A 26,006-nucleotide genomic window follows, 5' to 3' on the forward strand; every position below is an offset into this window, starting at 1 on the left:
TCGCCGTCAGCCCCGGCGACGCCCCCGGGTCCGAAAAGCGCTTACGCCTGCCAGAAGCCGACGATCTTCTTGACCTCGGCCACGACCGGGTCGGCGACCTCGGCGGCACGTTCGGCCCCGTCCTTCAGGACGCGGTCGATCTCGGTGGGATCGGCCATCAGGCGGCGCATCTCGGCGGTGACGGGGGCCAGGGCCTCCACGGCCAGATCGGCCAGCGCCGGCTTGAAGGCGCCGAAGCCCTGACCCGCGAACTGGGCGGTGACCTGGTCCTTGGTCTGGTCCGACAGGGCGGCGTAGATGGCGATCAGGTTCCGCACCTCGGGCCGGTCGTCCAGGCTCTCGCCGACCTGGGGCATCACGCCCATGTCGGTCTTGGACTTCTTGATCTTGGCGGCGATGGCGTCGGCGTCGTCGGTCAGGTTGATGCGTGACTGGTCCGAGGGGTCGGACTTGGACATCTTGGCCGAGCCGTCGCGCAGGGACATGATCCGCGTCGCCGGACCCTGGATGACCGGCTCGGGCAGGGGGAAGTAGCCGGGCGCGCCGAAGTCGTTGTTGAACTTGCCGGCGATGTCGCGGGTCAGTTCCAGATGCTGTTTCTGGTCCTCGCCGACCGGCACCTCGGTCGCCTTGTAGAGCAGGATGTCGGCGGCCTGGAGCACAGGGTAGGTGTAGAGGCCGACCGAGGCCCGTTCCTTGTGCTTGCCGGACTTCTCCTTGAACTGGGTCATCCGGTCGAGCCAGCCGAGGCGGGCGACGCAGTTGAAGACCCAGGCCAGGTCGGCGTGGGCGCGCACGGCCGACTGCGGGAAGATGACCGTCTTTTTCGGATCCAGACCCGAGGCCAGATAGGCCGCGGCGATCTCGCGCGTCTGGGCGGTCAGGAGGGCCGGGTCCTGCCAGACGGTGATGGCGTGCATGTCGGCGACGAAGACGAAGGTCGGCGCCGCGTCCTGAAGGGCGGTGAACCGCTTCAGGGCGCCCAGGTAGTTGCCCAGGTGCAGGGCGCCGGAGGCCTGGATGCCGCTGAGGATGCGGCGGGGGCCCTGATACGCAGGGGAGGAAGCTTCAGTCATCAATCCAGTCCGGCGGGCGAGGAGGCGCCCGGTTCACGTCGCAGGGTCGCCTTCAGTTCGGAAACGCTGACGGCGCGGAAAAGCACGAGGCAGACGCCATACACAAGGGCGCCGAGGCCGCAGACGACCAGGACGGCGATTTCCTTGGCCAGGAAAAGCCGGCTGAGCTCGCGGTAATAGAGGCTGGCGGGGACCAGAACGGCCGCCATGACGGCGCTGGCCAGAAGCACGCGCGAGAATTTCGACGCGAACCGACCGGACACGCTCCACGCCTTCTCACGCAACAGGGTTCCGCCCAGCAGCCCGACATTGACCCAGGCCGAGACGCTGGTGGCGATGGCCAGACCCAGGACCCCGTCCATGCCGGCGGCCTGAAGCCCGAAGAACAGGGCCGAGCCCAGCACCACGGTCACCACCACCGAGGAGACGGAGAAGATCATCGGCCGGCGCGTGTCCTCGCGCGCGAAGAAGGGCGGGGTCAGGACCTTGGCCAGCACGAAGGCCGGCACGCCCCAGGCGAACTGGCGCAGCACATCGGCCGTCCGCGCCGCGTCCTGACTGGTGAAGGCGCCGCGCGTCACGGTCGCGTCGATGATGAAGAAGGGGATCACGAACAGGGCGACCGCGGCGGGCAGGGTGAAGGCCATCGACAGGGTGACGCCGTCGTCCAGCGTCCGCCTTCCGCCCTCGTGGTCGCCGGAAACGAAGGCCCTGGTCAGACGCGGCACGAGGGCCAGGCCGATGGCGACCCCGACCAGACCGAGCGGCAGCTGATAGAGGCGGTCGGCGTTGTAGAGCACCGACCGGGCGCCCTCGTTCGAGCCGGTCAGGAGCTGGGAGACCACCGAGTTCAGCTGCAGGGCGCCGCCCGCCAGCACGCCGGGGATGGCCAGTTTCAGCGTCCGCGCCACGCCTGCCGTCATCCGGGGCCAATGCAGGTTGACCCGGATGCCCAGACGCCGGACGCCCCACCACAGGAGGCCGGCCTGGATGACGCCCGATACGGTCACCGCCGCCGAGACGGCATAGAGCAGCGTCGCCTGATCGATCTCGATGAGGCTGGGCGCGACCAGCGGCGCAAGGGTGCAGAGGTTGAGGAAGACCGGCACCCCCGCCGACAGGGCGAACCGGCCCGAGGTGTTCAGCACGCCTGACAGAAGCGACGCGATGGTCATGCAGGCCAGATACGGCATGGTCAGCTGGGCCGCCGTGGTCGCCGCGAACATCACGCCCGCGTCGTCCTTCCACGCCGACAGCAGGAAGGGCATCAGCCAGGGCATGACGACCTGGGCCGCGATGCAGAAGCCGGCCACGACGGCGAAGATGAAGCTGAGCGCCTCCGAGGCCGTGACGGCGGCGGCTTCCTCCCCCTCGCGCGCACGGACTCCGCCGTAGATGGGGACGAAGGCCTGGGCGAAGGCGCCCTCCGCGAACAGGCGGCGGAACATGTTGGGCAGCATCAACGCCGTGGTGAAGGCGTCCATCATCGGCCCCTGGCCGAAGCGCGCCGACAGGAAGAGGTCGCGGGCGAACCCGAGAATGCGGCTGCCCAGGGTCAGGGTCGCCTGCACGAGGGCGTTACGGGCCAGGCTCAAGGTCGCTCGCTCACGCAGGACATCGGGGGGACCATCGGATTAGCGCGCTTCCGGCGGCGGGGATACGGGTTTGCGCAACCGCAGTTCGGAGACGTCGCGGGCGCTGGCGCGAGCGGCGGTGATGCGGCGACCGTCCGGGGCGGCGGGCGCGCGGTCCAGAACGGTCTCCAGGGCGGCGTGAACCTCGTCCAGCAGGCCGTCGGACTTCAGCTTCCGCCCCTTGCGATCGGTGACGTAGAAGCTGTCGACCGCCCGCTCTCCGAACCCGGCGACATGGGCCGAACGGATCGACAGGTCGTGGTCCGACAGGGTTCGCGACAGTTCGGCCAACAGCCCCGGCCGGTCGGCGCCCGAGACCTCGATCACCGTGGCGTCGGCGCTGGCGGCATTATCGATCATCACCACGGGCCTGACGTCGAAGGCGGCGCGGCGGGGCGAGGGTTTGGGCATGGCCGGGGGCGCGATCGGCGTCTCCCCCTTGGCCGCCGCCTCCAGCGCCGCGATCAGCGACGTCAGCCGGCGCGGCTCGGCCTGACCATAGGGCTGGTCGGCGCCGTCCTGCACCTGAAACACGTCCAGAACCGTGCCGTCCTCGGCGGTGGCGACCCGCGCCCCCGTCACATCGGCCCCGGCGGCGGCCAGCACGGCGGCCAGATCGGCGAACAGGCCCGGCCGGTCGCGGGCGGCCAGGGCGATCTCGGTCGTCTGTTCGATCTCTCCGGCGGCGCAGGTCCGGGCCTCGACCGCCGCCCCTCCGGCATGGGCGCGGGCGACCAGATCGGCGTGTTCCGCCAGAGGGTCGGTCGCCTGCAGGGCCTCGCCCCGGAACAGGGCCTCGACCGCCGAATAGAGGCTCCGCATCAGCTGGCCCTTCCAGCTGTTCCACACGCCCGGCCCCACCGCCCGGATATCGGCCACCGTCAGGACCAGCAGCATCCTTAAGCGCTCCGGATCGCCGACGATCTCGGCGAAGGCGCGCACCGTCGCGGGGTCGGACACGTCCCGCTTCTGGGCGTAGTCGCTGAGGGCCAGGTGGTTCCGCACCAGCCAGACGACGATCTCGATCCGCCTGGGATCGACGCCCAGCCGCTCGCAGGCCCGGCGCGCGGAGATGGCGCCGTCCTCCAGCTGTCCCCGCTCCCCGCCCTTGCCGACGTCGTGCAGCAGCATGGCCAGCATCAGGGCTTCGAAATCGGCGATCAGATGGACCACCTCGGTCGCCAGCGGATGGTCGTCTTTCAGCTTGCCGCGCTGGATGTCGTTGATGATGCCGATGGCCTGGAGCGTGTGCTCGTCCACCGTATAGGCGTGGTACATGTTGAACTGGGTCTGGCCGACGATCCGGCCCCACTCCGGCAGGAACCGGCCCAAGAGCCCCGCCTCGTTCATGATGGTCAGGACGCGGTACGGCCGCTGTCCGTGGGCCAGAATATGCAGGAAGGCCGCCGTCGCACGGGGATCGCGACGCAGCTTCGGCGTCACCAGGGCCAGCGACCGGGTCACGGCCGAGAAGGCGTGGGGGTGGACGTCCAGATCGTGCTGATCCGCCGTCACGAAAAGGGTCAGGAGCTTGACCGGATCCTCGGCGAAGACCTCCGGCCCCGTCACCGACAGACGACCGCCCTCTTCGATGAAGCCGGGCACGCCGAGGTTCTTCTTCCGGCCGGGAATCAGGCGCGACAGGCTCAACGTCTTCTTCTGCTGGCGGGCCTCCAGCGTCGCGCTCATGGCCCGGGTCAGGGCGCCGACGTCGCGGGCGACGAGGAAGTATCGACGCATGAACCGCTCCACCGCCGGTTCGTCGCCCCGCCCGCGCCAGCCCATCCGCCGCGCCACCTCGGGCTGGAGGTCGAAGGTCAGCTTCTCCTCGGCCCGCCCCGCCGCCAGATGCAGATGGGCCCGCACCCGCCACAGGAAGTCGAACGCCTCCTCGAAGGTGCGCCGTTCGCGGGGCGTCAGGAGATCGTCCAGCACCTTGGCGCCCAGCGGGCTTTCCGGCGCCAGCGACCGGGCGATCCAGAACAGGGTGTTGAGGTCGCGAAGGCCGCCCTTGCCGTCCTTGATGTTCGGCTCGACGCGGTAACGCACCGCCCCCGCCTTGGAGTGGCGCCCGTCGCGCTCCTCCATCTTGGCGGCGATGAAGGGTCGCGGATCGGCGTTTGTCACCATGCCCCGGAAGCGCCAGAGGAAGTCCTCGGTCAGGGCCGCATCCCCCGCCAGAGGCCGCGCCTCCAGCAGGGCCGTGCGGATGGTCATGTCGGACCGGGCGAGGCTCAGCGCCTCATCCACCGACCGGGCCGAGGACCCGACCTTCAGCCCCAGATCCCACAGCACATAGAGGACGAACTCGGCCACCGTCTCGGTCCGGGCGGTCGTCTTCCAGGGACGCAGGAAGACGAGATCCAGATCCGAGAACGGCGCCAGCACGCCCCGTCCGTAGCCGCCGACGGCGATCAGGCTCAGCTTCTCGGCCTCGGTGGGATTGTGCGACGGATAGAGGGTCTCGGTCGTGAACCGCCACAGGGCGATCAACAGTTCATCGGCCGCCGCCGCATAGAGGCGGGCGACCTCGACGCCGGGCAGGCCATTGGTCAGTTTCGCCGCGATCTTGTCCCGCGCCGCGTCGTAGTGGGTCTTCAGGAGGGCCGAAACGGCCGGCCGCACGCCCGAGGCGCCGACGAGGGCGTCCAGCTGGGCGTCGAGCGTCTCCCCCACTTTCGTCATCCTCCGGCGAGCGAAGCGAGACCGGGGGACGCAGCGGCGCCGAAGGCGATCTGTTCAGGCAGGATGTTGGAAAGAGAGGGGTCCGCGACAGGTTCGCGCTCTCGCGCGCCGCTGGGTCCCCCGGTCTGCGCCGCGAGCGCGGCTTGCCGGAGGATGACGAAAGGAAGGGTCACTTCGTCAACCCCTTCAGCCGATAGAGCGCCTCCAGCGCCTCGCGCGGCGTCAACGCGTCGGGGTCCAGCGCCGCCACCGCCTCGTCGATCGCCGACTTCATCGGCGGGGGCGGCGGCTCCGCCACGGCGAACAGGGGCAGGTCGTCCAGTCGTCCCTGCGCCGCCTTCTCCGACTCCAGCCGGTCCAGCACGGACCGCGCACGCGACACCACCGCCGGGGGCACGCCCGCCAGCTTGGCCACCTGCACCCCATAGGAGCGGTCGGCGGCGCCCGGCGCCGCCTCGTGCAGGAAGACCAGTTCGCCGTTCCACTCCTTGGCCTTCATGGACAGGTTGCAGACGTGGTCGAGCCGTTCCTCCAGCGTCGCCAGCTCGTGATAGTGGGTCGCGAACAGGGTGCGGGCCCGGTTCACATCGTGCAGGGCCTCGGCGCAGGCCCAGGCGATGGCCAGGCCGTCATAGGTCGCCGTGCCGCGCCCGATCTCGTCCAGCACGACGAAGCTGCGGTCCGTCGCCTGGGTCAGGATGGCGGCCGTCTCGACCATCTCCATCATGAAGGTGGACCGGCCCCGCGCCAGATCGTCCCCGGCCCCGACGCGACTGAACAGCCGGTCGACGACGCCCAGCCGCATCGACTTCGCGGGCACGAAACAGCCGCCTTGGGCCAGCACGACCAGAAGAGCGTTCTGGCGCAGGAAGGTCGACTTGCCGGCCATGTTCGGCCCGGTGACGATGCTGAGGCGGGCGCAGCCGACCCCGTCGCCGTCCAGCTTGCAGTCGTTCGGAGTGAACGGATCGCCAGCGCGCTTCACCGCCGCCTCGACCACCGGATGGCGACCAGCCTCGACGGCGAAGACCTTGGAATCGTCCACCACGGGCCGCTCCGCCCCGACCTCCTCGGCCCATTCGGCCAGGGCCGCAGTGGCGTCCAGTTCGGCAAGCGCATCGGCCACGGCCTGCAGCGGCATGGCCAGGGCCTGCACGGTCTGACGCCAATGCTCGAAGGTCTCGCCCTCCATGGCGAGCGCCCGGTGCCCGGCCTGGCTGATCTTGGCGTCCAGCTCCGACAGTTCGACCGTGGTGAACCGCACCTGCGCCGCCAGGGTCTGGCGATGGATGAAGGGGCTCTCGGGTCCGGCGCGGAACAGGGGTTCGGCGTGTTTGGCCGTGGTCTCGAGGAAGTAGCCCAGGACCGCATTGTGCTTGATCTTGAACGGTACGCCGCTCTCGGCGACCGCGCGCGCTTCCAGATCGGCGACCACCCGGCGGCTGTCGTCACGCAGCGCCCGCGACGCATCCAGCTCCGGCCGGAAGCCCGGCTTCACGAAGCCGCCATCACGCGCCAGATGCGGCGGCTCCTCGATCAGCCCCTCGGCCAGATCCAGCATCAGCCGCGCCACCTCGGGCGACAGGGTCAGACGATCCAGACAGCCGGCGATGCGCGCCGGCGGCCCCGTCAGCGGATCGGGCGAGACGGTGAACAGCCCCGCGATCCCCTCGGCGATGGTCAGGCCCGACCGGATCCCCGCCAGATCGCGCGGGCCTCCACGCCCCAGCGCCAGCCGCGACACGGCCCGCGCCACATCGGCCGAAGCCTTCAGCCCGTCCCTCAGATCCCGCCGCAGCGAGCGACGCTCCAGCAGCCATTCGACCGCATCCAGCCCATGATTGATCTCGACCGGATTCCTCAGGGGCCGGGCGATCCGTTCGGCCAGGGCCCGCGCCCCGCCCGAGGTCACCGTCCGGTCGATGGAGGCGAGCAAGCTGCCTTCGCGTTCGCCCCGCTGCGTCCGGTCGATCTCGAGCGACAACCGCGTCGCCGGGTCGATGGCGAGGAAGCCCGCGTCCCCCGACCGTCTCGGCGGCGACAGGGCCGGAACCTTGCCGGCCTGGGTCGTCTCCAGATAGGCGGCGATCAACCCGAGCGCCGAGACCTCCGCCTCCTCGAACGTCCCGAACCCGTCCAACGAGGCGACGCCGTACAGTCGCGCCACCCGCGTCCCGGCCGCCGCCGGTTCGGCGATGGCCGAGGCGAGCGCCTGAACCACCCCGCCGGAGCCGTCCAGCGCGCCCTTCAGCTCGGGATCGGAAAACAGCTTGTCGGTGACAAGAACCTCGCTCGGCCGAAACGCCGCGAGCGTCGAGCCCAGGTCGCCGATCTCGCAGGCGACGCAGTCGACCGCCCCGGCCGACAGCTCCACTACGGCCACGGCCGCCCGCCCGCGCCGCACCGCCACGGCCGCCAGCCGGTTGGCGTTCCGCGCATCCAGCAGACTGTCCTCGGTCAGGGTGCCCGGCGTCACCACCCGCACGATGTCGCGCCGGACGATGGCCTTGGAGCCGCGCTTCTTGGCCTCGGCCGGATCCTCCATCTGTTCGCAGATGGCGACCTTGAACCCCTGACGGATCAGCCGGGCGATATAGCCCTCGGCCGCATGGTGGGGCATGCCGCACATGGCGATGTCCTCGCCCAGATGCTTGCCCCGCTTGGTCAGGGTCAGGCCGATGGCGGCGGCCACCACCTCGGCGTCCTTGAAGAACAGCTCGTAGAAATCGCCCATGCGGAAGAACAGGATCGCATCGGGCTGCGACGCCTTGGCCGTCAGATACTGGGCCATGAAGGGCGTCACGCCGGTCAGGTCGGGCGCGGCGTCTTCGGTCTTCGGCGGATGGGAAAGGGGGGCGTTCATGGGAGCGCCGCAAGGTGACGGATCACCCGCGTCGGCTCAAGCACAGATGTCTCCTCCCCGTGCGAAGCATGGGGAGGTGGCGCGACCCCTCTTGGGGTCGTGACGGAGGGGGCGAGACGGTGGCTTGAGTGAGGGCTGGCGGGCGCTGACCCGGCGAGACCCGGTCGCCCCCTCCGTCAGCTCGCAAAGAGCTCGCTGCCACCTCCCCATCCTTCGGACGGGGAGGAGACGTTAAGCCGCGACCTGTCGGCGTTCAGGCGCGACCAGGATCGCCGGCTCCTGGAAGGCGAGCGCATCCCAGTCCAGATCGGGACGCGGGGCGTGGGCGGCGGCCAGGACCGCGCGCAGTTCGGCGGCCGAGGCGACGCTGGCGACGACCGCAGCGGCCGGCGGCAGGCCGAGACAGAAGGCCAGGGCCGCCTGCATCGGATCGATCCGCGCCTCGGCCAGACGACGACGCGTCCGCGACAGGGCAGGCCCGTGCTCGGCCAGATGCTTCGGCAGGTTTTCCTGATTGGTGAACAGCAAGCCCCGCGCGAACACCGACGAGACATGGACGTCGACGCCCAACCCGGCCAGTTCCGAGAGCGTGCCTTCCGTCACCGGACGCTGGTCCAGAATATTGCAGGGCATCTGCACGACGTCGGGCTGGAAGCGGCGCGCCAGCAGCACCGGCCCGTCCTCCATCGTCGCCATGAAGCCGATGCGCTTGTAGAGGCCCTTGTCCTTCAGCGCCTGCATCCGGTCCCACAGGGCGCGGCCCTCGGCCCCGGCCAGGTCGGAGGCGCCGGAGGCCAGCAGGACGTCGCCGCGCGGCAGGCCCATCCGCTCCAGCGAACGCCGGGCGCGGGCCTCGACCCGGTCCAGACCTTCCGACAGGGCCACGGTGCGAACCGAAACCGAGAAGGGCGAGGGGAAGGGCCAGGACTGACCCAAGATGCGTTCGCCGTCGCCGGTCGGGCGGGTGGCGATCAGGTTGACCCCGGCGTCGCCCGCCGTCTGCAACAGTGTGCGCATGGCGTCTTCGCGGGCGCCGACCGGGATCGGGAGCGCGCGTTCAGGCTCGGTCACGACCGCGAGGGCCAGCTTCGCGGCCGGAGAAGGGGAGACGCCTGATTTCACTCCGGCACTCTGCACCGGCAATGCTTAAGCGATGCTGAGGGAAACCCTGCGAGTTCCTTACCGGCGGAACGCGACTCGCTCAGTCGGCGTCCGGCTGCCGGTCCGGATGGGCGGCGGCGAAAGCGGGATGGGCCAGGGCCCGGTCCTCGATCGCCGTCAGCGCCGGGAAGGGCGTCAGGTCCACATTGAACCGCCGCGCCGAATAAAGCTGGGGGATCAGGTAGCAGTCGGCCAGGGTCGGTGCATCGCCATGCAGCCAGCCCGCGCCCTGCGCTTGCGTCAGCGCCGAAAGCGCCTGGAACCCCGGAACCATCCAGCCGCCGGCCCAGGCGTCGATCTGGGCCTGATCGGCGCCGAAGGTCCCGCGCAGGGCCGTCAGCACACGCAGATTGTTCAGAGGATGAATGTCCGAGGCGATCAGCCCGATCATGCCCCGCACCTGGGCTCGGCCGAACGCATCGGTCGGCATCAGGGGCGGCTCGGGATGCGTCTCGTCCAGCCATTCGAGGATGGCGGTCGACTGGGTGATGACCGCGCCCCCGGAATCGGTAGTGACCTCGAGCGCCGGCACGAGCCCTTGCGGGTTCAGCTTCAGAAAGGCCTCGGACCGCTGCGCGCCCGTGCGCAGATCCACCGCGTGTTGCTCATAGGCGACGCCCTTCAGATTGAGGGCGATCCGCGTCCGATAGGCCGCGCTGGAGCGGAAATAGCCGTGCAGGATCATTGGACGGTGAACTTCAGCGTCTGAAGACCCGCGATGGTCGCCTCGACCACATCGCCCTTCACCAGAGGCCCGACCCCTTCGGGCGTGCCGGTGAAGATCAGGTCGCCGGGCTGCAGCGCCCACAGGGTGCGCGCCTTCTCCACGATCTCGGCCGGGTTCCAGATCATCTGGTCCAGCGTGGACGACTGTTTCGTCTCTCCGTTGACGGTCAGGGCGATGGCCCCGGCCGCCTCCGGCAGGGCGCCGAGCGTCAGCGCCCCGCACGGCGCCGACTGATCGAAGGCCTTGCCCGCGTCCCACGGCCGCCCCTTCTCCTTGGCCTTGGCCTGCAAATCGCGCCGCGTCAGATCGACGCCGACGGCCCAGCCGACGACCTCGCCCCCCTCCCCGATCGCGGCCACCAGTTCGACCTCGTAATGCAGGTTCTCCGTCGCGGACGGATAGGCCGGGTCCGCCCCGTCCACGACCACCGCATCGGCGGGCTTGGAGAAGAAGAAGGGTTCCTGACGCGTCGGGTCGTTGCCCATCTCCCGCGCATGGGCCGCATAGTTCTGGCCCACGCAGAGGATGCGCCGCACCGGGAACCGGCGCTGATCGCCGACGATCGGCAGGGACGGGGTCGGGGCGGGAGCGAACAGATAGGAGGTCATGGGGCGCTATAGGCAATAGGCAACAGGCACTAGGCAATAGGGGTTCGACGCACGGGCCCAACCGTCGCAAAATCGACTGATGCCTACTGCCTGTTGCCTATTGCCTCACCGCGACATGCTGCACCGCGAGGAACCGCCGCCGTTATCTGGCGTTGACCGCACTAGGCCTGTATCTACGGCAAAGCTGACATAACGGAGCGCGGCACCATGGCGACCTCGAAGGCTCGTGAAGACATCAAGAACGACCTGAACACCCTCAAGGAGGACCTGAAGGTCGGTGCGCGCGAGGAAACCGCGCGCCTGAAGGCCAAGGCGGCCGAGACCGAGGCCCGCCTGCGCGAGAAGGCCGCCGAGGCCGACGCCCGCATCCGCGAGCGCGCCGACGAACTGCGCGACCAGGCCCGCGGCTATTACGACCAGGCCCGCGTGCGCGGCCGCGAATATTACGACGACGCCTCGGAGCGTTTCGATGAAGCCCAGCGCTACATCACCGAACGCGTCCAGGAACGTCCGGTCCAGTCGACCGCCATCGCGCTCGGCGTCGGCGTCGTCCTCGGCCTGCTGCTCGCCGGCCGTCGCCGCTGATGATCGGCAAGGGGCTGGTTAAAAAACTGACGGCGGCCTTCGTGGTCGCCGCCAGCGCCTTCGTGGCGGTCGTGGCCCTGGGGGCCACACTCTTCTACGCGCTCGCGCTCGTTCTGCCGCCTCTGGGCGCCGCCGCCATCACGGCCGGCTTCTTCGCCCTGATCGCGATCATCGTCGCCCTCGTCTATCTGAACGCCTCGGGCGGCCACGATGACGACGACGAGGACGACGACGAGGATCTGGGTCTGGGCCAGCGCGCCTTCGCCCTGTTCCGCCAGCGTCCGATCCTCGGCACGGTGGCGGCCCTCGCCGGCGGCTGGATCTTCCTGCGCAACCCGGCGCTGGCCACCATGGTCGCCGCCGCCTTCACCGAGAAACCGCACGGTCGCGGCTACCGGCGCTAGGCCTCGAAAATCAGAGACGAACCTGTCGGGAGGATCGCCATGCGGTCCTCCCGAAGTCGTTTGGGGCACAGCGCAAGCAAATGTCGGCTATCCGACAAAAGGAATCCAAGACATCGCGAAGTCTTCGCCGCGAATCGTTCAGCTTCGTGTCGGAACGGGACAGACCTCGAGGCGTTGATTTGGCAAGCGGCGTCGAAGCTGGGCGACGCTTTCCATCAACCCTCTACTTGGAGGACCGTCCATGATTCGCTGGGCCATCATTTTCTTTGTGGTTGCGCTGATTGCAGCCGCCTTGGGCTTCACCACTGTCTTCGGTGCAGCCATGGATATCGCAAAATTCATCGCCGTAATCGCCATCATCCTGTTCGTCATCTCGCTGGTCGCGGGCGGACTTCGGGGACGCGGCGGACGAATATAGCCGGCCGTTCAGGCTGACCGAGTTGAAGAGCCGCGGCCCTCGGGTCGCGGCTCTTTTCGTGTCTGCGATCAGAAGGGGTGGGGCGGCCGGTAGTAGATCCTCACCCGCTCGAGATCGCCGTAGAAGCCCAGCACCACCTCGACATCGGCCAACAGATTGCCCGGTCCGTCGGGCGCCAGGATCACCTGATGGGGCTTCCACAGTGGATTGTCGATCCTGGGCCGGGTGATCTGGAACGGGCGACTGAAATCGGCGGCCAGGAAGGCCTCGCGCGGCGTCAGCGTTGTCTGGGCGTAGGACGCCGGGGCGCCGGACAGGAGTTCGAAATACATCGCCTCGCCGCGCCTGAGCTTCTCCTGCGCCTCCTGCAACTTGAGGATCAGAACCGCCGCCTCTTCTGCGGTCAGCCCCTGCAGACGCGGCTCGTGGGCCTCGGCCGGAGGTGCGCTCTGGGCCGCCGCCGGAACGCTCCCGGCCAGGCTGATCGCCGCCGCCAGACAGACCATTCCCGCCCGCATCAGACCGCCGCCGCCTCCTTCACGCCGGGCACGGCGGGATCGGGCGCGGTCTCCACATGGCGGGTGTCCTGACGCCTCGGGAGTTTCCAGGACTGGGCGCATTCGAACACCGAACCGGTCCAGGCGATGGCGTTGACCGTGATCTGGTGCTTGTCCCAGACGATCTCATTGAAGCTGGGCGGCGTGCCCCGCTCCCGGTGCGACAGGGTCCCGCAGCCGATGGCGTAGGAACAGCGGTCCGACAGGTCGATCGGCAGGGCGAAGGGCACATGGACGTGGCCGGTGGTGATCAGGTCGACCCCTGCCTCGGCGAAGATCGCCGCCGCCGCGTCGCCGCGCTTCACGTCGCCAGTCATGGGAGTGCCGATCATCTCGATCAGCGGGTGGTGACAGGCGAGGATGCGCAGCGCCCCGACCGGCGCCTGACGCAGGGCCTCGGCCGCGCGCCGGGTCTGGTCCAGGTCGATGACGCCCTTGGACCAGTTGGGCCGGGCCTGCCAGCCGCGCGCGGTGACCACGCCGCGCACCATGACGGTGTCCGAGATGAACTCCCCGTCGTGGGCCGGGTGTCCGGTCGCCTCCTCGAACGCCTTCCACGGGTAAAACAGTCGCGCGGTAAGATCCCAGTAGGGCACGTCGTGATTGCCGACGATGACGAAGCGCGGCGTCGGCATGGCCCTGATCCAGGCGCCGGCGGCGGAGAACTCGTCGGGATAGCCCTTCTGGGTGATGTCTCCGGTGATCAGGATCAGGTCGCTGGGCGCCGCGTGAGCCCATTCCAGGGCGGCGGCGCAGGCGCGCTCGTGCTCGACCCCGAAATGGATGTCCGAGAACTGGAGAACCCGTCCCACGCTCAGACCGAGTCCTCGGCCGCCGGCGGTTCGGGCACCAGGGCCTGGAAGGCCTTGGCGCGGAAGGCCACGGTCACGTCGTTCGGCAGCAGCACCGGCTCTCCGTCCAGCACCGCCGGGATGCGCGACCGACCCCGGATGCGGATCAGGCGGGCGGGCTTGGTCACCACCGAGGGGTCCTGACGCCAGTCGCTGAACACGGCGTTGGCGGCCAGGCGGAAGGCTTCGGACATGTCGGACAGGTTCATCGCCGCCGCCTCCAGCCCCACCGGCTCCTGAAGCGCACGCGAGATCATCGGGCTGATCAGGACCAGGGCCTCGCTGCGACGCGGCTTGCCCAGATCCAGTTCGACCCGGATCTTGCCGGAGAAGGCGCGGCGAAGGGCACGACGCCCGTAGGTCCAGGCCAGGCTCAGCTTGCCCGTCCGCATGGCCTCGCGCGCCGGGGCCCACAGGGCAGGCGAGCCGAAGATGCCGGCGCAGTAGAAGGCCTGACCCTCCACCACCCCGCCGGACACGCACTGGGCCGAGCCGTTCTCCAGCGCGTCCCTCAGCGCCGCCTTCCAGTCGGTGGTGCCGTAAAGCGCCTTGGGCAGCATGTTCATCGTCCCGCCCGGCAGGGGCGAGACCAGCGGCCCCTTCGGCCCGGCCTTGGACGCCGCCGCCCGCGCCGTGCCGTCGCCCGCCAGGACGAACAGGACATCGGGCTCCGACGCCAAAGCCTCGTCGATCTGGGCGTCCATGGTGTCGCCGACCAGTTCCACCACCTCCGCCTCGCAGGGGTAGTCGGTCATGATCTGGCGCACCTCGTCGGCCGCGCGCGGCCCGACGGATCCGCTCAACGGATTGACCAGCACCACCACCCGCCGGATCTCGACATGCGGCGTCAGCGCCCTCGGTTCGGAGGGCGCGATGTCGGGCGTCGAGGTCTCGACGTCAGGCAGTATGGTGTCGGTCATTCCGCCCGAACGCGCCGTTTCGCCGGGTGTTCCGGCGAAGCTTCACTATTCTGCTTTCAACTTCTCGGCCGTGGTCGCGGCGCCCGCTTCCAGGGCGTCGCCGGTCCGCTCCGCGGCGGCCCCGGCCTTGTCGGCGGCGACCTCGGCGGCCTCCGGCGCCTGGCCGATCAGTTTCTTGCCCTGATCGACGCCCGCGGTGATCCAGCCGTCCATCATCGCCCCGCCCTCGGCCAGCGACCGTTCCTTGATGCCCAGGACGGCCGTCAGGACGCCGAACAGGGCCAGAAGGGTCACGATGAAGCCGACGAAACCGCCGCCTCCGCCGCCCGAGCGGCGCTTGGTGCGGGCCCAGACGGGCGTGCCGTGGTCGTCCGCATTCCGGACCGGTTCAGGAAAACGCATATCGAAACTCCCCTCTCGACTGCCTTGGCGTGGTCTGCGCCCCTCGCGCCTCCACCCTGCAATCCTATGTCATCGTTAAGCGTGAGAATAGGCGCGGAACCTCTGCCATAATCCAGCGTTCTCGCTCTCGGGGCGAACATCAGGAATGAAGGACCATCCCATGAACAAGGCGATTATCGCGATCGGGGCCGCCGGCCTGCTGGCCTCGGCCTGCGCCAGCGACCCGTACGGCTACAACAACGGCTCCAACCAAACCGTCCGCCAGGGCGCCATCGGGGCCGGTCTCGGCGCGGTGGCCGGCGCCATCATCGGCAACAACGTCGGCTCGGGCAACGCCGCCACCGGCGCCCTGATCGGCGGCCTCGCCGGCGGCGCCGTCGGCGCGATCCGCGGCTCGCAAGCCGACCGCAACAACCAGCAGCGCTACCGCGATAACCGCGGAAATTACTACTACTGCTACGACAACCGCCAGGACGAGTGCTACTGGGAAAACGGCCAGCGTCGCTACTAAGACGCTGAACCGCAAGGTTTTCCAGGGCGGCTCGTCGACGACGGGCCGCCCTTTGCATGCCGGGCAAGGCAAATGAAGAATTCAGGGAGGCGGCGAATGACGATGAAATCGATAGTGCTGGCGATGGGCGCAGCGGCCGTGGCGCTGGCGGGCTGTTCCAGCATGGGAACGCCCGGCCGGGACGCTCTGGTGGCGGAACCCTCGGCCTGCGCGGCCAAGCGGTTCGACATCTATTTCGCCGAGGATCAGGCCCAGCTAACCGATGCGGCGCGCACGGCCATCGGCCTGACGGCGACCCAGCTTCAGGGCTGCCGCATCAATACGGTGAAGGTGCTCGGCCTGGCCTCGTCCACCGGCAGCGCCGACGCCAACCAGGCCCTTTCGGAGCGTCGCGCCCTGGCCGTGGCCGAGGCCCTGACGGCCGCCGGCTGGCCCGCCCCGGCCTTCGAACTGGCCGCCGCCGGCGACCAGGGGGCGACGACCGCGACCGGCGTGGCGGAACCCTTGCGCCGCCGCACCGAGGTCCTGGTCGAGGCCGCGCCTCTCTAATTATCTCGCCGCCCGTGCTCGACGACGCCGAGCGCGTCGGCGAGCCGGGTCCTGGCCGATCCGCGCGGCAGCGGCTTGGGCTGGCTCTCGTGCGGAGCCCAGCCGGCCAGGTTGACGATCTCGAAGGTCGCGGGAATGCGGCCGTCGGCCTCGCCGTACTTCTCGGCATAGAGGACCGCGGCGCGGGCGATGATCGGCCGGGTCAGAGGGCGGATCGTTCCCGCCAGCACGTTCGTCTCGCCCATGGCGCGCAGGTCGCGGATCAGGGCGAGCAGGTCCGGATAGCGTACCGTCAGCCGGTCCACGTCCGAGACCGGAAGCGCGAACCCCGCCCTCTGCAACAGACCCGCGCCGTCGAAACCGTCGGCGAAGGGCGACACCCGCGCCTGGGCCCCTCCGCGTTCGGCCAGCTCGGCCTCGGTCAGGACGGCGCGCAGCTCCTTCAGGGTGCCGGCACCCAGCAAGGTTCCGAGGAACAGTCCGTCCGGCTTCAAGGCCCGGCGGATCTGCGACAGGGCGCCCGGCAGGTCGTTGGCCCAGTGCAGGGTCATCAGGGAGACGATCAGGTCGGCCGAGCCCGCCTCGATCTCCAACGGCCGAGCCCCCGGCGCGGCGCGGTCCGACCGGTCTCCCACCGGACGCGGCGACCCCACCCGCCCGACGGCGTCGCTCGCCGCCAAAGCCTCCGCGAACGGCCCCGGGTGCGCCGACAGGTCGACGGCGACCGGAAACTCGCGCAAGGTCGCCTCCAGACTGAGAACGGCGTTCTCGGCCGCGCGGGCGTGCAGGAAATCGGCCTCGCCGATGCGCCGCTCCGATCGCGCCAGCCGGGCCGCGCGTCTCTGGGCGTCGAAGATCAAGGGAGGGCCGGTTTCGGTCATGGCCGTTCAGGATGGGGACTGGAGCGCGCGTTGGGAAGACGGCCGGTCGCGGATCGGCCGCGCTTTCCGCTCCGTCGGGCGCGGTCTGGCCGATCTGGTCCTCCCGCCGCTGGCCCACGACAGCCGCGAGGCCACGGCGGCGGCAGGGCTGACGACCGACGCCTGGACCCGGGTGATCTTTCTGGAGGATCCGGTCTGCGACGGCTGCGGGGCGGGGTTCGAGTTTGACGGCGGCGACTTCGCCTCGGATCGCTGCGCCGCCTGCACGGCACAGCCCTATGTCTTCGCCCGGGCCCGCGCCGCCTGCGTCTACGACACCGCCTCGCGCGGCCTGATCCTGAAGTTCAAGCATGGCGACCAGCAGCAGTTCGCCGGTCTGTTCGCCCGCTGGCTCGGCCGGGCCGCCGCACCCCTGATCGAGGACTGCGACGCCGTCGTGCCCGTGCCCCTGCATCCGTCGCGCCTCCTCGCCCGGCGGTTCAATCAGGCGGCGGAGATCGCCCGACCGATGGCCCGAACCGCGAAGCGCGACTATCTGCCCGACGCCCTGATCCGCGCCCGCGCCACGGAGACGCAAGGCGGGCGCAGCCTCCGGGGCCGCAAGCTCAATGTGAAAGCCGCCTTCGCCGTCTCCGAGGCCGGGGCGCGGTCCGTGCGGGGCCGGCGCATCCTTCTGGTCGACGACGTCCTGACCACCGGGGCGACGGCCGAGGCCTGCGCCAGGGCCCTTCTGGAGGCCGGAGCCCGCGCCGTGGACCTGGCCGTCATCGCGAGGGTGAAAAGCGCGCGGGAACTGCCTAGATAGGGGAACGGTTCGATCGTCAGGCGTGCGTCGTGCACGGTCGATTTTGCTATTCGGAGTTCAAGCCTTGGCCGACGTCGTACTCTACACCAAACCCGGCTGCCCCTATTGCGTCGCCGCCATGGGCCTCTTGACCCGCAAGGGCGTCGAGTTCACCGAGATCGTGGCCTCCAACGACCCCGAAAAGAAGGCCGAGATGGTCGAGAAGTCGGGCGGCAAGGCCACCTTCCCCCAGATCTTCATCGACGGAACACACGTCGGCGGCTCCGACGACATCCACGCCCTGGACCGACGCGGCGAGCTCGATCCGCTTCTGGCGGCCTGATGTCCGAACTGCCCTCTTCAGGTTTGGCCGTCGCCCTGATCCAGACCCGCACCCCGGCGACGCAGGCCGAGGCGCTGGCCCATATCGAGCCCCTGATCCGTCAGGCGGCGGTCGAGGGGGCCAAATTCATCCTCACGCCCGAAGGGTCGAATCTTCTGGAACAGCGGAAGGATCGGCGCGGTCTGGCCATCACGACCGAGGATCAGGACGCGGTGGTTCTGGCCTTACGTCGGCTGGCGGCGGAGCTAGGCGTCTGGCTGCTGATCGGCTCGGCCATCGTGAAATCGGGCCATTCGGGCGACGACCGCGCGGCCAATCGCAGCCTTCTGATCGACTCTGGCGGCGGCATCGTCGCCCGCTACGACAAGCTGCATGTCTTCGACGTCGACCTGCCGAACGGCGAGACCTATCGCGAAAGCTCGACCATCCGGCCCGGCGACGGGGCGGCAGTGGCCGATACGCCCTGGGGCCGTCTGGGGCTGGCCGTCTGTTACGACATCCGCTTCCCGCACCTGTTCCGCCGACTGGCCAAGGCCGGGGCGTCGATGATCTCCGTGCCCGCCGCCTTCACCGTCCCGACGGGCGAGGCCCACTGGGAGACATTGCTGCGCGCCCGCGCCATCGAGACCGGCGCCTTCGTCCTGGCCCCGGCCCAGGGCGGGACGCATGAGGACGGTCGCAAGACCTGGGGCCGCTCGACCGTGGTCGGACCGTGGGGCGAGGTCATCGCCAAACTGGACCACGACGAGCCGGGCGTGCTGCACGCCAAGCTGGACTTCGCCCTCGTCGAAAAGGCGCGGGCCTCGGTCCCGGCGCTGCGGCACGATCGCGAATTCGCAGGCCCGCTGTGATCCGCTACGCCCTCGCCTGCGACCACGGCCACCCGTTCGAGGCCTGGTTCGGTTCGTCGTCCGACTATGACGACCAGGCGGCGCGCGGCCTGGTCGAATGCCCCTTCTGCGGCTCGCGCGCGGTCCAGAAACAGGTCATGGCCCCGGCCGTCTCGGGGACCAGGAAGTCCGCGCCCGCTCCCGACCTGTCGAAGGTCCAGGCCATGATGATGGAGGCGGCCCGCGAGGTCCGCAGCCACGTCGAAGCCAATTTCGATTATGTCGGCGACAGCTTCGCCAAGGAGGCCCGCGACATCCACGAGGGCCGCTCCGAACAGCGCGAGATCTACGGCGAGGCCACCCCCGCCGAGGTGAAGAAGCTCAAGGAGGACGGCGTCCCCTGCGCCCCCCTGCCGCCCGCACCGGTCGATCCCGGCAAGGCGAACTGACCTAACCCAATCTCCGTGCACCCCAGCGAAGGCTGGGGTCCAGATTACGAATTCAAGCGGACCGGACTTCGCATTCGCGCCTGCTGACCCAGCCACCGTCTTTTCCATCTGGACCCCAGCCTTCGCTGGGGTGCACGGTTAAGAGGGATGGGGGCTCCGTTGAACACAGAAGAACGCTACGCCGAGTTTCCGCCGCCGCCATCCCTGGCCCCCTGGGTCAAGGTGGTCTGGACCTATGCCTGTCCCGAGCCCTCCGACACCGTCCAGCGGATCGCGCCGGACGGCTGTCCCGAGCTGATCCTCGACGTCGGCTCGCCCTATGAGGAGGAGGGGCCGAACGGGGTCTGGCGATTGCAGCCTCCCGCCCTGTTCGCCGGCCAGATGACCCGACCCATCGCCATCCGCCCGGTCGGGCCGGTCGAACTGGTCGCCGTCCGCTTCCATCCCGACGGGGCGCGCGACTGGCTGGGCGCGTCGTTGAGCACGGCCACGGATCAACGATTGACCATGGTCGAGCGGCTGAGGGGCGTCGTCGCCCCAGTCGGCGATCCGGAGGCGCAGGCCAGGGCCATGACCGACCGGCTGGAGGCCTTGCGGGTCGAACAGGGCTGGAGCCTCGATCCGACCGTCCGCGCCGAGGTCGAGGCCATGATGGCGGACGACCCCGCGCCCGACCGATCCCCCTCCGAACAGCGGGCATTGCAGAGGCGGTTCCTCGACCGTGTCGGGGTCTCGCCCCGGATGCTGCGCTCGGTGATGCGGTTCCGGCGGGTGTTCGACCACGCGCTGGAGCCGTCCGACGAGAGCTCCGGCTGGCTGGAGGCGGGTCTGGGCGCCGGCTATTTCGACCAGCCCCAGATGGCGCGGGACTTCCGCCGCTTCCTCGGCTGCACGGCCACCGAATGGGCGCGCGAACAGGTCGAACTGGCCCGAGCCATCGCGTCGCAAACCTACAAGCCCGCCCCGCCGCATCTCGCCTAGCCTGACCCCATCGCCGCCCGCTGCGGCCCGGAGGAAGAGACCATGCTGACCGCCCTGATCGCCGCCGGCCTGTTGCAGACGACGCCCACCAGCCCAGACCTGTCCTGGATGGCCGGCTACTGGCTGGACTGCTCGCAAGGGCGCGAGGCCTCGGAGACCTGGACCGATCCGCGCGGCGGCGTCCTGATCGGGGCCGCGGCGACGATGTCGCGAGGAAGGGCCTCGTTCGAGTTCGCCCGGATCGCCCCGGTGAACGGCGTCCTCTCCTATGTCGCCCAGCCGGGCGGGGCGCCGCCGACCGCCTTCGGCCTGATCGAGGCGACGGAAGGTCGCGCGGTGTTCCAGAACCTGGACAACGACTTTCCCCAGCGGGTCATCTATCAGCGGACCGGAGATGTCCTGACGGCCCGGATCGAGGGCCATATGGGCGACCGCGAACAGTCGATGAACTGGCGCTTCGACAAGGCCGAGTTGAACACGAGATGCCCCACGACCTAGTGACCGGCTGGCGGCCGATGACCGAGGCGGACCTGGACCGGGTGGCCGAGATCGCGACCATCGGCTTTCCCAACCATTTCGAGGGGCGGCCGATGTTCGCCAACCGGCTGGCGCTGAACCCGGCGGGCTGTTTCGCGCTCCAGACGCCGGAGGGGCTGGAGGGCTACATCATCGCCTATCCGTGGCGGGCCGAGAGCGCGCCCGTTCTGAACACGATGATCGGGGCGATCCCGGCGGAGGCCGAGGTGATCTATCTGCACGACCTGGTCCTGACCCCGGCGGCAAGGGGTCAGGGGTGGTCGAAGCCGGCCGTGCAGGCGGTGGTCGATCTGGCGAAGGCCGGCGGCTGGGCCACGGTGGCCCTGGTCGCCGTCAACGACGCCGTCGACTTCTGGCGCGGCCACGGCTTCGAGGTCAGGCAGACGTCGGAGATGGCGGCCAAGCTGGCCAGCTACGGCTCCGACGCCCGCTACATGACCCGAGCGATTTAGCTGCGGCTCCAGCCCTTGCGCGCCATGCAGTCGCGGAAGGCGCGTTCGACGTTACGACCGTGATTGTCCGCCCGGCACTCGGCGCGGGCCTGATCGAAGGGCTGGGCGTTGTTGCCGTGCCAGACGGTGTCGTCCGAGATGTCGGCACCGTTGACCATGATGCAGCCCGAGGTCAGGACGGCGGCGGAGGCGGCGGCGGCGAGGATCAGAAGGCGTTTCATCGGGAGGTCTCCATTGCGATGAAGCCTCGATGCCATCCGGCGGCGTCGGAATCCCGTTACAAGTCCGCCATCTAGATGAAATCGCTGTAAGCTTCGCCGTCAGTCCCGCGTGGCCAGCATCATGAAGTTGATGGCCGCGTCGTCGCTCTCGCTCCAGCGATCCGACAGGGGATTGAAGTTCAGGCCATAGGGGCCGGTAACGGTGAAGGGCTCCCCCTCCAGCATGGTCCGAATCTCCTCCGGCTTCAGGAACTGACGCCAGTCGTGGGTGCCCGCAGGGACCCAGCGCAGGATGTATTCGGCCGCGATCTTGCCCAGGGCCAGCGACTTCAGCGTCCGGTTCAGGGTGGCCACGATCATGATCCCGCCGGGCGCCACCAGCCGCGAACAGGTTCGCAAGAAGGCCTCCGGATCGGCGACGTGCTCGATGATCTCCAGCACCAGGACCACGTCGAACGGGCCGGCGCCGGCCGCCTCGACCTGTTCGACCGTGGCGGCGCGATAGGCGATGTCGAGGCCCTGTTCCGCCGCATGGGCGCGGGCGGTGCCGATGTTCTCGGACGAGGCGTCCACGGCGGTGACGTCAAAGCCCATCCGCCGCATCGGCTCGGCGATCAGGCCGCCGCCGCAACCGATGTCGATCAGGCTGAGCCCCTCGAACGCATCCCGCGCTTTCGGGTCGCGGCCGAAATGTTCGGCCAGACGGCTGCGGATGAAGGCCAGGCGCGCCGGGTTGAACCGGTGCAGGGGCGCGAACGGTCCCTTGGCGTCCCACCATTCGGCCGCCTGGGCCGAGAAGCGGGCGACATCGGCGGGGTCGATCGACGCCCCTTCTGCGATATCTGAAAAACCCTGCTGCGTTTGGGGTTTGCGCAGCGGCGACGGGTCGGTAGAAGCGGCCATGACCGCAAGGGTGAACCCCTTTTGCGGCCCTCTGGCAAGACGGGGATTTCAGGCACGATGACGGCGCCCGCGACCAAGCGACTGGTGATGAAGTTCGGCGGAACGTCGATGGGCGACCTCGAGCGCATCCGTCGCGCCGCCCGGATCGTGGCCGCCGAGGTCAAGGCGGGCCATGCCGTCGCCGTCGTCGTCTCGGCCATGGCGGGCAAGACCAATGAGCTGGTCGCCTGGACCGACGGCGCCGGCCCGGCCGCCGCCGGTCTGCCCCTGTCGGACGACGAATACGACGTCGTCGTCGCCTCGGGCGAACAGGTGACCTCGGGCCTTCTGGCCATCACGCTTCGGAACATGGGCTTCAACGCCCGCAGCTGGATGGGTTGGCAGGTTCCGATCAAGACGGACGAGGACCACGCCCGCGCCCGCATCGTCGATGTGCCCGGCGACGTCCTGGGCGCCGCGCTCGACGCCGGCGAGATCGCCATCATTCCGGGCTTCCAGGGCGTGTCCCCGACCAACCGCATCACGACCCTGGGTCGCGGCGGGTCGGATACGTCCGCCGTGGCCGTGGCCGCCGCCCTGGGCTGCGCCTGCGACATCTATACCGACGTGGACGGGGTCTACACGACCGATCCGCGCATCGTGGCCAAGGCCCGACGGCTGGAGAAGGTCTCCTACGAGGAGATGCTGGAAATGGCGTCCCTGGGCGCCAAGGTGCTCCAGACCCGGTCGGTCGAACTGGCCATGGGGATGCAGGTGCCCGTGCGCGTGCTCTCCAGCTTCATCGAGGCCGACGAAAACGGCAATCTGCCCGCCAAGGCCGGCACCCTGATCTGCGACGAGGAGGAAATCGTGGAAAAACGCATCGTGTCCGGCGTGACCATGAGCCGTGACGAAGCCCGCATCACCCTTCTGGGTCTCGGCGACCGGGTCGACGCCCCCGCCGACGTCTTCACCCGCCTGGCCGAGGCCAGCGTGAACGTGGACATGATCGTCCAGTCCCAGGCCCGCACCGAGGGCGCGGTCAACCTGACCTTCACCACGGGCCGCCGCGACGCCACCCGCGCCGCCGATCTGATGCGCGCGGCCCAGGCCGAGATCGGCTTCGAGGAAATCCGCATCGACGAGGACGTGGCCAAGGTCTCGGTCGTCGGCGTCGGCATGCGCAGTCACGCGGGCGTCGCCCAGACCATGTTCAAGGCCCTGGCCGACAAGGGGATCAAGTTCCAGGCGATCTCGACCTCGGAAATCAAGATCAGCGTCCTGATCGACGCCGCCTATGCCGAACTGGCCGTGCGGGCGCTTCATTCGGCCTATGGGCTGGAAGCGGTATAGTATTGACTGAACCCGTCCCCATCTGGGGATCGGACAGGGAGACGGGATGGCCATAGCGGGCGGATCGATGACCAGGGGACCCCGTGTCCTTCTGCGCCAGATCCGTGAGGCGATGGCCGACGGCGGCCCGGCTCAAGGGCGGCTCGACGTCGTGGTGCGGACCATCGCCCAGTCGATGGTGGCCGAGGTCTGCTCCATCTATCTGAGGCGGGCGTCCGGCGAACTGGAACTGTTCGCCACCCAGGGCCTGAACCCCGACGCCGTCCACAACACCCGGCTGAAGCCCGGCGAGGGTCTGGTCGGCGAGGTCGCGCGCCTGGCCCAGCCGATCAGCCTGTCGGACGCGCCCTCGCATCCCAGCTTCGCCTACCGGCCGGAGACGGGCGAAGACCCCTATCACGCCTTCCTCGGCGCCCCCCTCCTGCGCGGCGGCCGGGCCATCGGGGTGCTGGTCGTCCAGAACCGGGCCGAGCGTCGCTATGACGACGACGAGGTCGAGGACATCCAGACCATCGCCATGGTTCTGGCCGAGACCGTGGCCTCGGGCGAACTCTTGGCCCAGGAAGAGCTGCGGGACGTCGAGGTCGCGCCCCACCGCCCGGAACGCATCAAGGGCCAGAGGTTCGCCGAAGGCCTCGCTTTCGGTCACGTCGTCCTGCACGAAGCCCCGCTCGCCCCCGAACGGCTGCTGGCCGAGAACCAGCAGGTCGAGGAAATCCGTCTGCGCGAAGGGCTGCGGACGCTGAAGGCCTCCATCGACGCCCTGCTGGACGGCGGTCAGGGCAAGCTGTCGGGCCAGTCGTTCGAGGTGCTGGAAACCTACCGCATGTTCGCCGACGACCGGGGCTGGAACCGGTCGCTGGAGGAGGCCGTGCGCGGCGGTCTGACGGCCGAGGCGGCGGTGGACCGGGTCCGCAACGAGCACCGCGCCCGCTTCGCCCAGGCCCGCGACCCCTATATCAAGGAACGGCTGCACGACTTCGAGGACCTGGCCAACCGTCTGCTGCGGGTCCTGGCCGGCGACAATCCGGGCGAGCGCGAACTGCCGGACGACGCCATTCTGGTGGCCCGGAACCTCGGCCCCGCCGACCTGCTCGAATACCCCCGGCACAAGCTGAAGGGGCTGATGATCGAGGAGGGCTCGGCCGCCAGCCACGCCGCCATCGTCGCCCGCGCATTGCAGATTCCGTGCGTCGGCCGCCTGCAGGGCGTCCGCGACCGCCTCAGCGAGGGCGACCTCGTCATCGTCGACGGCGAGACCGGCGAGGCCCATCTGCGTCCCCGCGCCGACATGCTGGAATCGGTCCAGTCGCGCATGGCCGTGCGCGAACAGCGTCAGGCCGAGTTCGCCAAGCTGCGCGACGTTCCCGCCGTCACCGCCGACGGCGCCCGCATCAGCCTTCTGACCAACGCCGGTCTGGCGGTGGATCTGGAGAACCTCGACGAGACGGGCGCCGAGGGCATCGGCCTGTTCCGCACCGAGTTCCAGTTCATGGTCTCGGAAGAGCTGCCGCGCCTGAACTCCCAGACCGAGCTCTACAAGCTGGTTCTGGACGCCGCCGGGGACCGGCCGGTCACCTTCCGCACGCTCGACATCGGCGGCGACAAGGTCCTGCCCTATATGGAGACCACCGAGCGGGAGGAAAATCCGGCGCTCGGCCGTCGCGCCATCCGCCTGGGTCTGGACCGGCCCTCCCTGCTGCGTCTCCAGCTGCGCGCCCTTCTGGCGGCGGGCGCCGGGCGCGAGCTGCGGGTCATGTTCCCGATGATCGCCACGGTGGACGAGTTCCGCGCGGCCCGCGAACTGGTCGATGTCGAATGCGACTGGGCCCGCCGTCGGGGCCGCCCCCTGCCCGCCACCCTGCGTGTCGGGGCCATGATCGAATGCCCGAGCCTGCTCTGGCATCTGGACGCGCTTCTGCCCCTGACCGACTTCGTCTCGGTCGGGTCCAACGACCTGTTCCAGTACATGTACGCCGCCGACCGGACCAATCCCCTGGTTTCGGACCGGTTCGACCCCCTTTCGCCGCCGGCTCTTCGCGCGCTGCAGTCGATCCAGAAGGCCTGTCTCGAAACGGGCACGCCGGTCTCGGTCTGTGGCGAGCTGGCCGGCCGTCCGCTGGAGGCCTTCGCCCTGATCTGCCTCGGTTTCACCCGCCTGTCGGCCCCGGCCGGAGGGGTCGGGCCGGTCAAGCGCATGATCCTGTCGACCGACCTGACGGCGGCCAAACGCGGCATGAACAACCTGCTCGGCTCCTCGGCCGGCTCCATTCGCAGCGAGATCGAAAGTCTGGCCCGGAAGTTGAACGTCGGTCTGTGAGGGGTCCCGAAAGGGATCGATT

The 26,006-nt window shown here is 69.4% G+C and carries 28 protein-coding genes; 14 read left to right on the plus strand and 14 right to left on the minus strand.

Annotated features, from left to right (window positions below):
• Window positions 1-41 precede the first annotated feature (41 nt).
• The 7 genes from trpS to ACETK8_RS01435 form a co-directional block, all read right to left on the minus strand.
• Complete coding sequence (gene trpS, locus ACETK8_RS01405) at window positions 42-1,076, minus strand: tryptophan--tRNA ligase (protein ID WP_374037731.1); 1,035 nt, start codon at window positions 1,074-1,076, stop codon at window positions 42-44.
• Entirely contained in the window at window positions 1,076-2,671 is a 1,596-nt protein-coding gene (gene murJ, locus ACETK8_RS01410; protein ID WP_374037732.1) for a murein biosynthesis integral membrane protein MurJ, read from the minus strand. The genes trpS and murJ overlap by 1 nt, the downstream gene beginning before the upstream one ends.
• Window positions 2,672-2,710: 39 nt before the next feature.
• Window positions 2,711-5,395 carry a [protein-PII] uridylyltransferase gene (gene glnD, locus ACETK8_RS01415; protein WP_374037733.1) on the minus strand — a complete coding sequence of 895 codons (2,685 nt, stop codon included), beginning with the start codon at window positions 5,393-5,395 and terminating at the stop codon, window positions 2,711-2,713.
• A gap of 169 nt (window positions 5,396-5,564) precedes the next feature.
• Window positions 5,565-8,258 (minus strand): DNA mismatch repair protein MutS, encoded by a 2,694-nt coding sequence (mutS, locus tag ACETK8_RS01420; RefSeq protein WP_374037734.1) that lies wholly within the window; start codon window positions 8,256-8,258, stop codon window positions 5,565-5,567.
• Window positions 8,259-8,489: 231 nt separating this feature from the next.
• Entirely contained in the window at window positions 8,490-9,380 is an 891-nt protein-coding gene (locus tag ACETK8_RS01425; protein ID WP_374037735.1) for an aldo/keto reductase, read from the minus strand.
• Between the two features lie 79 nt (window positions 9,381-9,459).
• Window positions 9,460-10,104 carry a maleylacetoacetate isomerase gene (gene maiA / locus ACETK8_RS01430; RefSeq protein ID WP_374037736.1) on the minus strand — a complete coding sequence of 215 codons (645 nt, stop codon included), beginning with the start codon at window positions 10,102-10,104 and terminating at the stop codon, window positions 9,460-9,462.
• On the minus strand, window positions 10,101-10,754 hold the full coding sequence (locus tag ACETK8_RS01435; protein ID WP_374037737.1) for a fumarylacetoacetate hydrolase family protein: 654 nt from the start codon (window positions 10,752-10,754) through the stop codon (window positions 10,101-10,103). Before ACETK8_RS01435 ends, maiA begins: the two co-directional genes overlap by 4 nt.
• A gap of 207 nt (window positions 10,755-10,961) precedes the next feature.
• Between ACETK8_RS01435 and ACETK8_RS01440 the strand changes: the two genes are divergently transcribed.
• The 3 genes from ACETK8_RS01440 (at window position 10,962) to ACETK8_RS01450 (ending at window position 12,161) form a co-directional block, all read left to right on the plus strand.
• On the plus strand, window positions 10,962-11,339 hold the full coding sequence (locus ACETK8_RS01440; protein WP_309628865.1) for a glycine zipper domain-containing protein: 378 nt from the start codon (window positions 10,962-10,964) through the stop codon (window positions 11,337-11,339).
• Window positions 11,339-11,743: a hypothetical protein gene (locus ACETK8_RS01445; protein ID WP_374037738.1), complete on the plus strand. Its 405-nt coding sequence runs from the start codon at window positions 11,339-11,341 to the stop codon at window positions 11,741-11,743. Before ACETK8_RS01440 ends, ACETK8_RS01445 begins: the two co-directional genes overlap by 1 nt.
• A gap of 241 nt (window positions 11,744-11,984) precedes the next feature.
• Window positions 11,985-12,161 carry a DUF1328 domain-containing protein gene (locus ACETK8_RS01450; RefSeq protein ID WP_374037739.1) on the plus strand — a complete coding sequence of 59 codons (177 nt, stop codon included), beginning with the start codon at window positions 11,985-11,987 and terminating at the stop codon, window positions 12,159-12,161.
• Window positions 12,162-12,229: 68 nt separating this feature from the next.
• Here the strand turns inward: ACETK8_RS01450 and ACETK8_RS01455 are convergent, their stop codons facing one another.
• From ACETK8_RS01455 to ACETK8_RS01470, 4 genes are read right to left on the minus strand one after another with little or no spacing between them, the layout of a single operon-like run.
• Window positions 12,230-12,679, minus strand: coding sequence for a hypothetical protein (locus tag ACETK8_RS01455; RefSeq protein WP_374037740.1), 450 nt, complete (start codon window positions 12,677-12,679; stop codon window positions 12,230-12,232).
• Window positions 12,679-13,530, minus strand: coding sequence for a metallophosphoesterase family protein (locus ACETK8_RS01460; RefSeq protein ID WP_374037741.1), 852 nt, complete (start codon window positions 13,528-13,530; stop codon window positions 12,679-12,681). Before ACETK8_RS01460 ends, ACETK8_RS01455 begins: the two co-directional genes overlap by 1 nt.
• Window positions 13,531-13,532: 2 nt before the next feature.
• Entirely contained in the window at window positions 13,533-14,489 is a 957-nt protein-coding gene (locus tag ACETK8_RS01465; RefSeq protein WP_374037742.1) for a diacylglycerol/lipid kinase family protein, read from the minus strand.
• A gap of 45 nt (window positions 14,490-14,534) precedes the next feature.
• On the minus strand, window positions 14,535-14,891 hold the full coding sequence (locus ACETK8_RS01470; RefSeq protein ID WP_374037743.1) for a hypothetical protein: 357 nt from the start codon (window positions 14,889-14,891) through the stop codon (window positions 14,535-14,537).
• Between the two features lie 160 nt (window positions 14,892-15,051).
• On the opposite strand from ACETK8_RS01470, the gene ACETK8_RS01475 reads away from it, so the two are divergent.
• Together ACETK8_RS01475 and ACETK8_RS01480 are read left to right on the plus strand one after the other, a co-directional pair.
• A complete protein-coding gene (locus ACETK8_RS01475; RefSeq protein ID WP_374037744.1) occupies window positions 15,052-15,402 on the plus strand; it encodes a YMGG-like glycine zipper-containing protein in 351 nt (116 codons plus the stop codon).
• Between the two features lie 102 nt (window positions 15,403-15,504).
• A complete protein-coding gene (locus ACETK8_RS01480) occupies window positions 15,505-15,951 on the plus strand; it encodes an OmpA family protein (RefSeq protein ID WP_374037745.1) in 447 nt (148 codons plus the stop codon).
• Here ACETK8_RS01480 and ACETK8_RS01485 read toward each other — a convergent pair.
• The gene (locus tag ACETK8_RS01485; RefSeq protein WP_374037746.1) at window positions 15,948-16,832 is read right to left on the minus strand and encodes a methyltransferase domain-containing protein; all 885 of its coding nucleotides are present in this window, start codon (window positions 16,830-16,832) and stop codon (window positions 15,948-15,950) included. The genes ACETK8_RS01480 and ACETK8_RS01485 overlap by 4 nt on opposite strands.
• On the opposite strand from ACETK8_RS01485, the gene ACETK8_RS01490 reads away from it, so the two are divergent.
• The 7 genes from ACETK8_RS01490 (at window position 16,831) to ACETK8_RS01520 (ending at window position 21,208) form a co-directional block, all read left to right on the plus strand.
• Window positions 16,831-17,637, plus strand: a complete 807-nt coding sequence (locus ACETK8_RS01490; RefSeq protein ID WP_374037747.1) for a ComF family protein — start codon at window positions 16,831-16,833, stop codon at window positions 17,635-17,637. The genes ACETK8_RS01485 and ACETK8_RS01490 overlap by 2 nt on opposite strands.
• Window positions 17,638-17,701: 64 nt before the next feature.
• Entirely contained in the window at window positions 17,702-17,959 is a 258-nt protein-coding gene (grxC, locus tag ACETK8_RS01495; RefSeq protein WP_374037748.1) for a glutaredoxin 3, read from the plus strand.
• Complete coding sequence (locus ACETK8_RS01500; protein ID WP_374037749.1) at window positions 17,959-18,810, plus strand: carbon-nitrogen hydrolase family protein; 852 nt, start codon at window positions 17,959-17,961, stop codon at window positions 18,808-18,810. The genes grxC and ACETK8_RS01500 overlap by 1 nt, the downstream gene beginning before the upstream one ends.
• Window positions 18,807-19,238: a DUF1178 family protein gene (locus ACETK8_RS01505; protein WP_374037750.1), complete on the plus strand. Its 432-nt coding sequence runs from the start codon at window positions 18,807-18,809 to the stop codon at window positions 19,236-19,238. The genes ACETK8_RS01500 and ACETK8_RS01505 overlap by 4 nt, the downstream gene beginning before the upstream one ends.
• Before the next feature lie 159 nt (window positions 19,239-19,397).
• Entirely contained in the window at window positions 19,398-20,219 is an 822-nt protein-coding gene (locus ACETK8_RS01510) for an AraC family transcriptional regulator (RefSeq protein WP_374037751.1), read from the plus strand.
• 42 nt (window positions 20,220-20,261) lie between these two features.
• Window positions 20,262-20,717, plus strand: a complete 456-nt coding sequence (locus ACETK8_RS01515) for a DUF6265 family protein (RefSeq protein WP_374037752.1) — start codon at window positions 20,262-20,264, stop codon at window positions 20,715-20,717.
• A complete protein-coding gene (locus ACETK8_RS01520) occupies window positions 20,702-21,208 on the plus strand; it encodes a GNAT family N-acetyltransferase (RefSeq protein ID WP_374037753.1) in 507 nt (168 codons plus the stop codon). Before ACETK8_RS01515 ends, ACETK8_RS01520 begins: the two co-directional genes overlap by 16 nt.
• Here ACETK8_RS01520 and ACETK8_RS01525 read toward each other — a convergent pair.
• Together ACETK8_RS01525 and ubiG are read right to left on the minus strand one after the other, a co-directional pair.
• Window positions 21,205-21,429 carry a hypothetical protein gene (locus ACETK8_RS01525; protein WP_374037754.1) on the minus strand — a complete coding sequence of 75 codons (225 nt, stop codon included), beginning with the start codon at window positions 21,427-21,429 and terminating at the stop codon, window positions 21,205-21,207. The two genes, ACETK8_RS01520 and ACETK8_RS01525, sit on opposite strands and share 4 nt — an antisense overlap.
• A 99-nt stretch (window positions 21,430-21,528) precedes the next feature.
• Window positions 21,529-22,332 (minus strand): bifunctional 2-polyprenyl-6-hydroxyphenol methylase/3-demethylubiquinol 3-O-methyltransferase UbiG, encoded by an 804-nt coding sequence (ubiG, locus tag ACETK8_RS01530; protein WP_374037755.1) that lies wholly within the window; start codon window positions 22,330-22,332, stop codon window positions 21,529-21,531.
• A gap of 57 nt (window positions 22,333-22,389) precedes the next feature.
• Here ubiG and ACETK8_RS01535 point away from each other — a divergent pair, with 57 nt between their 5' ends.
• Complete coding sequence (locus tag ACETK8_RS01535; protein ID WP_374037756.1) at window positions 22,390-23,664, plus strand: aspartate kinase; 1,275 nt, start codon at window positions 22,390-22,392, stop codon at window positions 23,662-23,664.
• Between the two features lie 67 nt (window positions 23,665-23,731).
• Window positions 23,732-25,984 (plus strand): phosphoenolpyruvate--protein phosphotransferase, encoded by a 2,253-nt coding sequence (gene ptsP / locus ACETK8_RS01540; RefSeq protein WP_374037757.1) that lies wholly within the window; start codon window positions 23,732-23,734, stop codon window positions 25,982-25,984.
• The last annotated feature ends 22 nt before the right edge of the window (window positions 25,985-26,006 follow it).

Origin of the sequence: Brevundimonas staleyi (assembly GCF_041893865.1) — a bacterium.
GTDB lineage: Bacteria > Pseudomonadota > Alphaproteobacteria > Caulobacterales > Caulobacteraceae > Brevundimonas > Brevundimonas staleyi.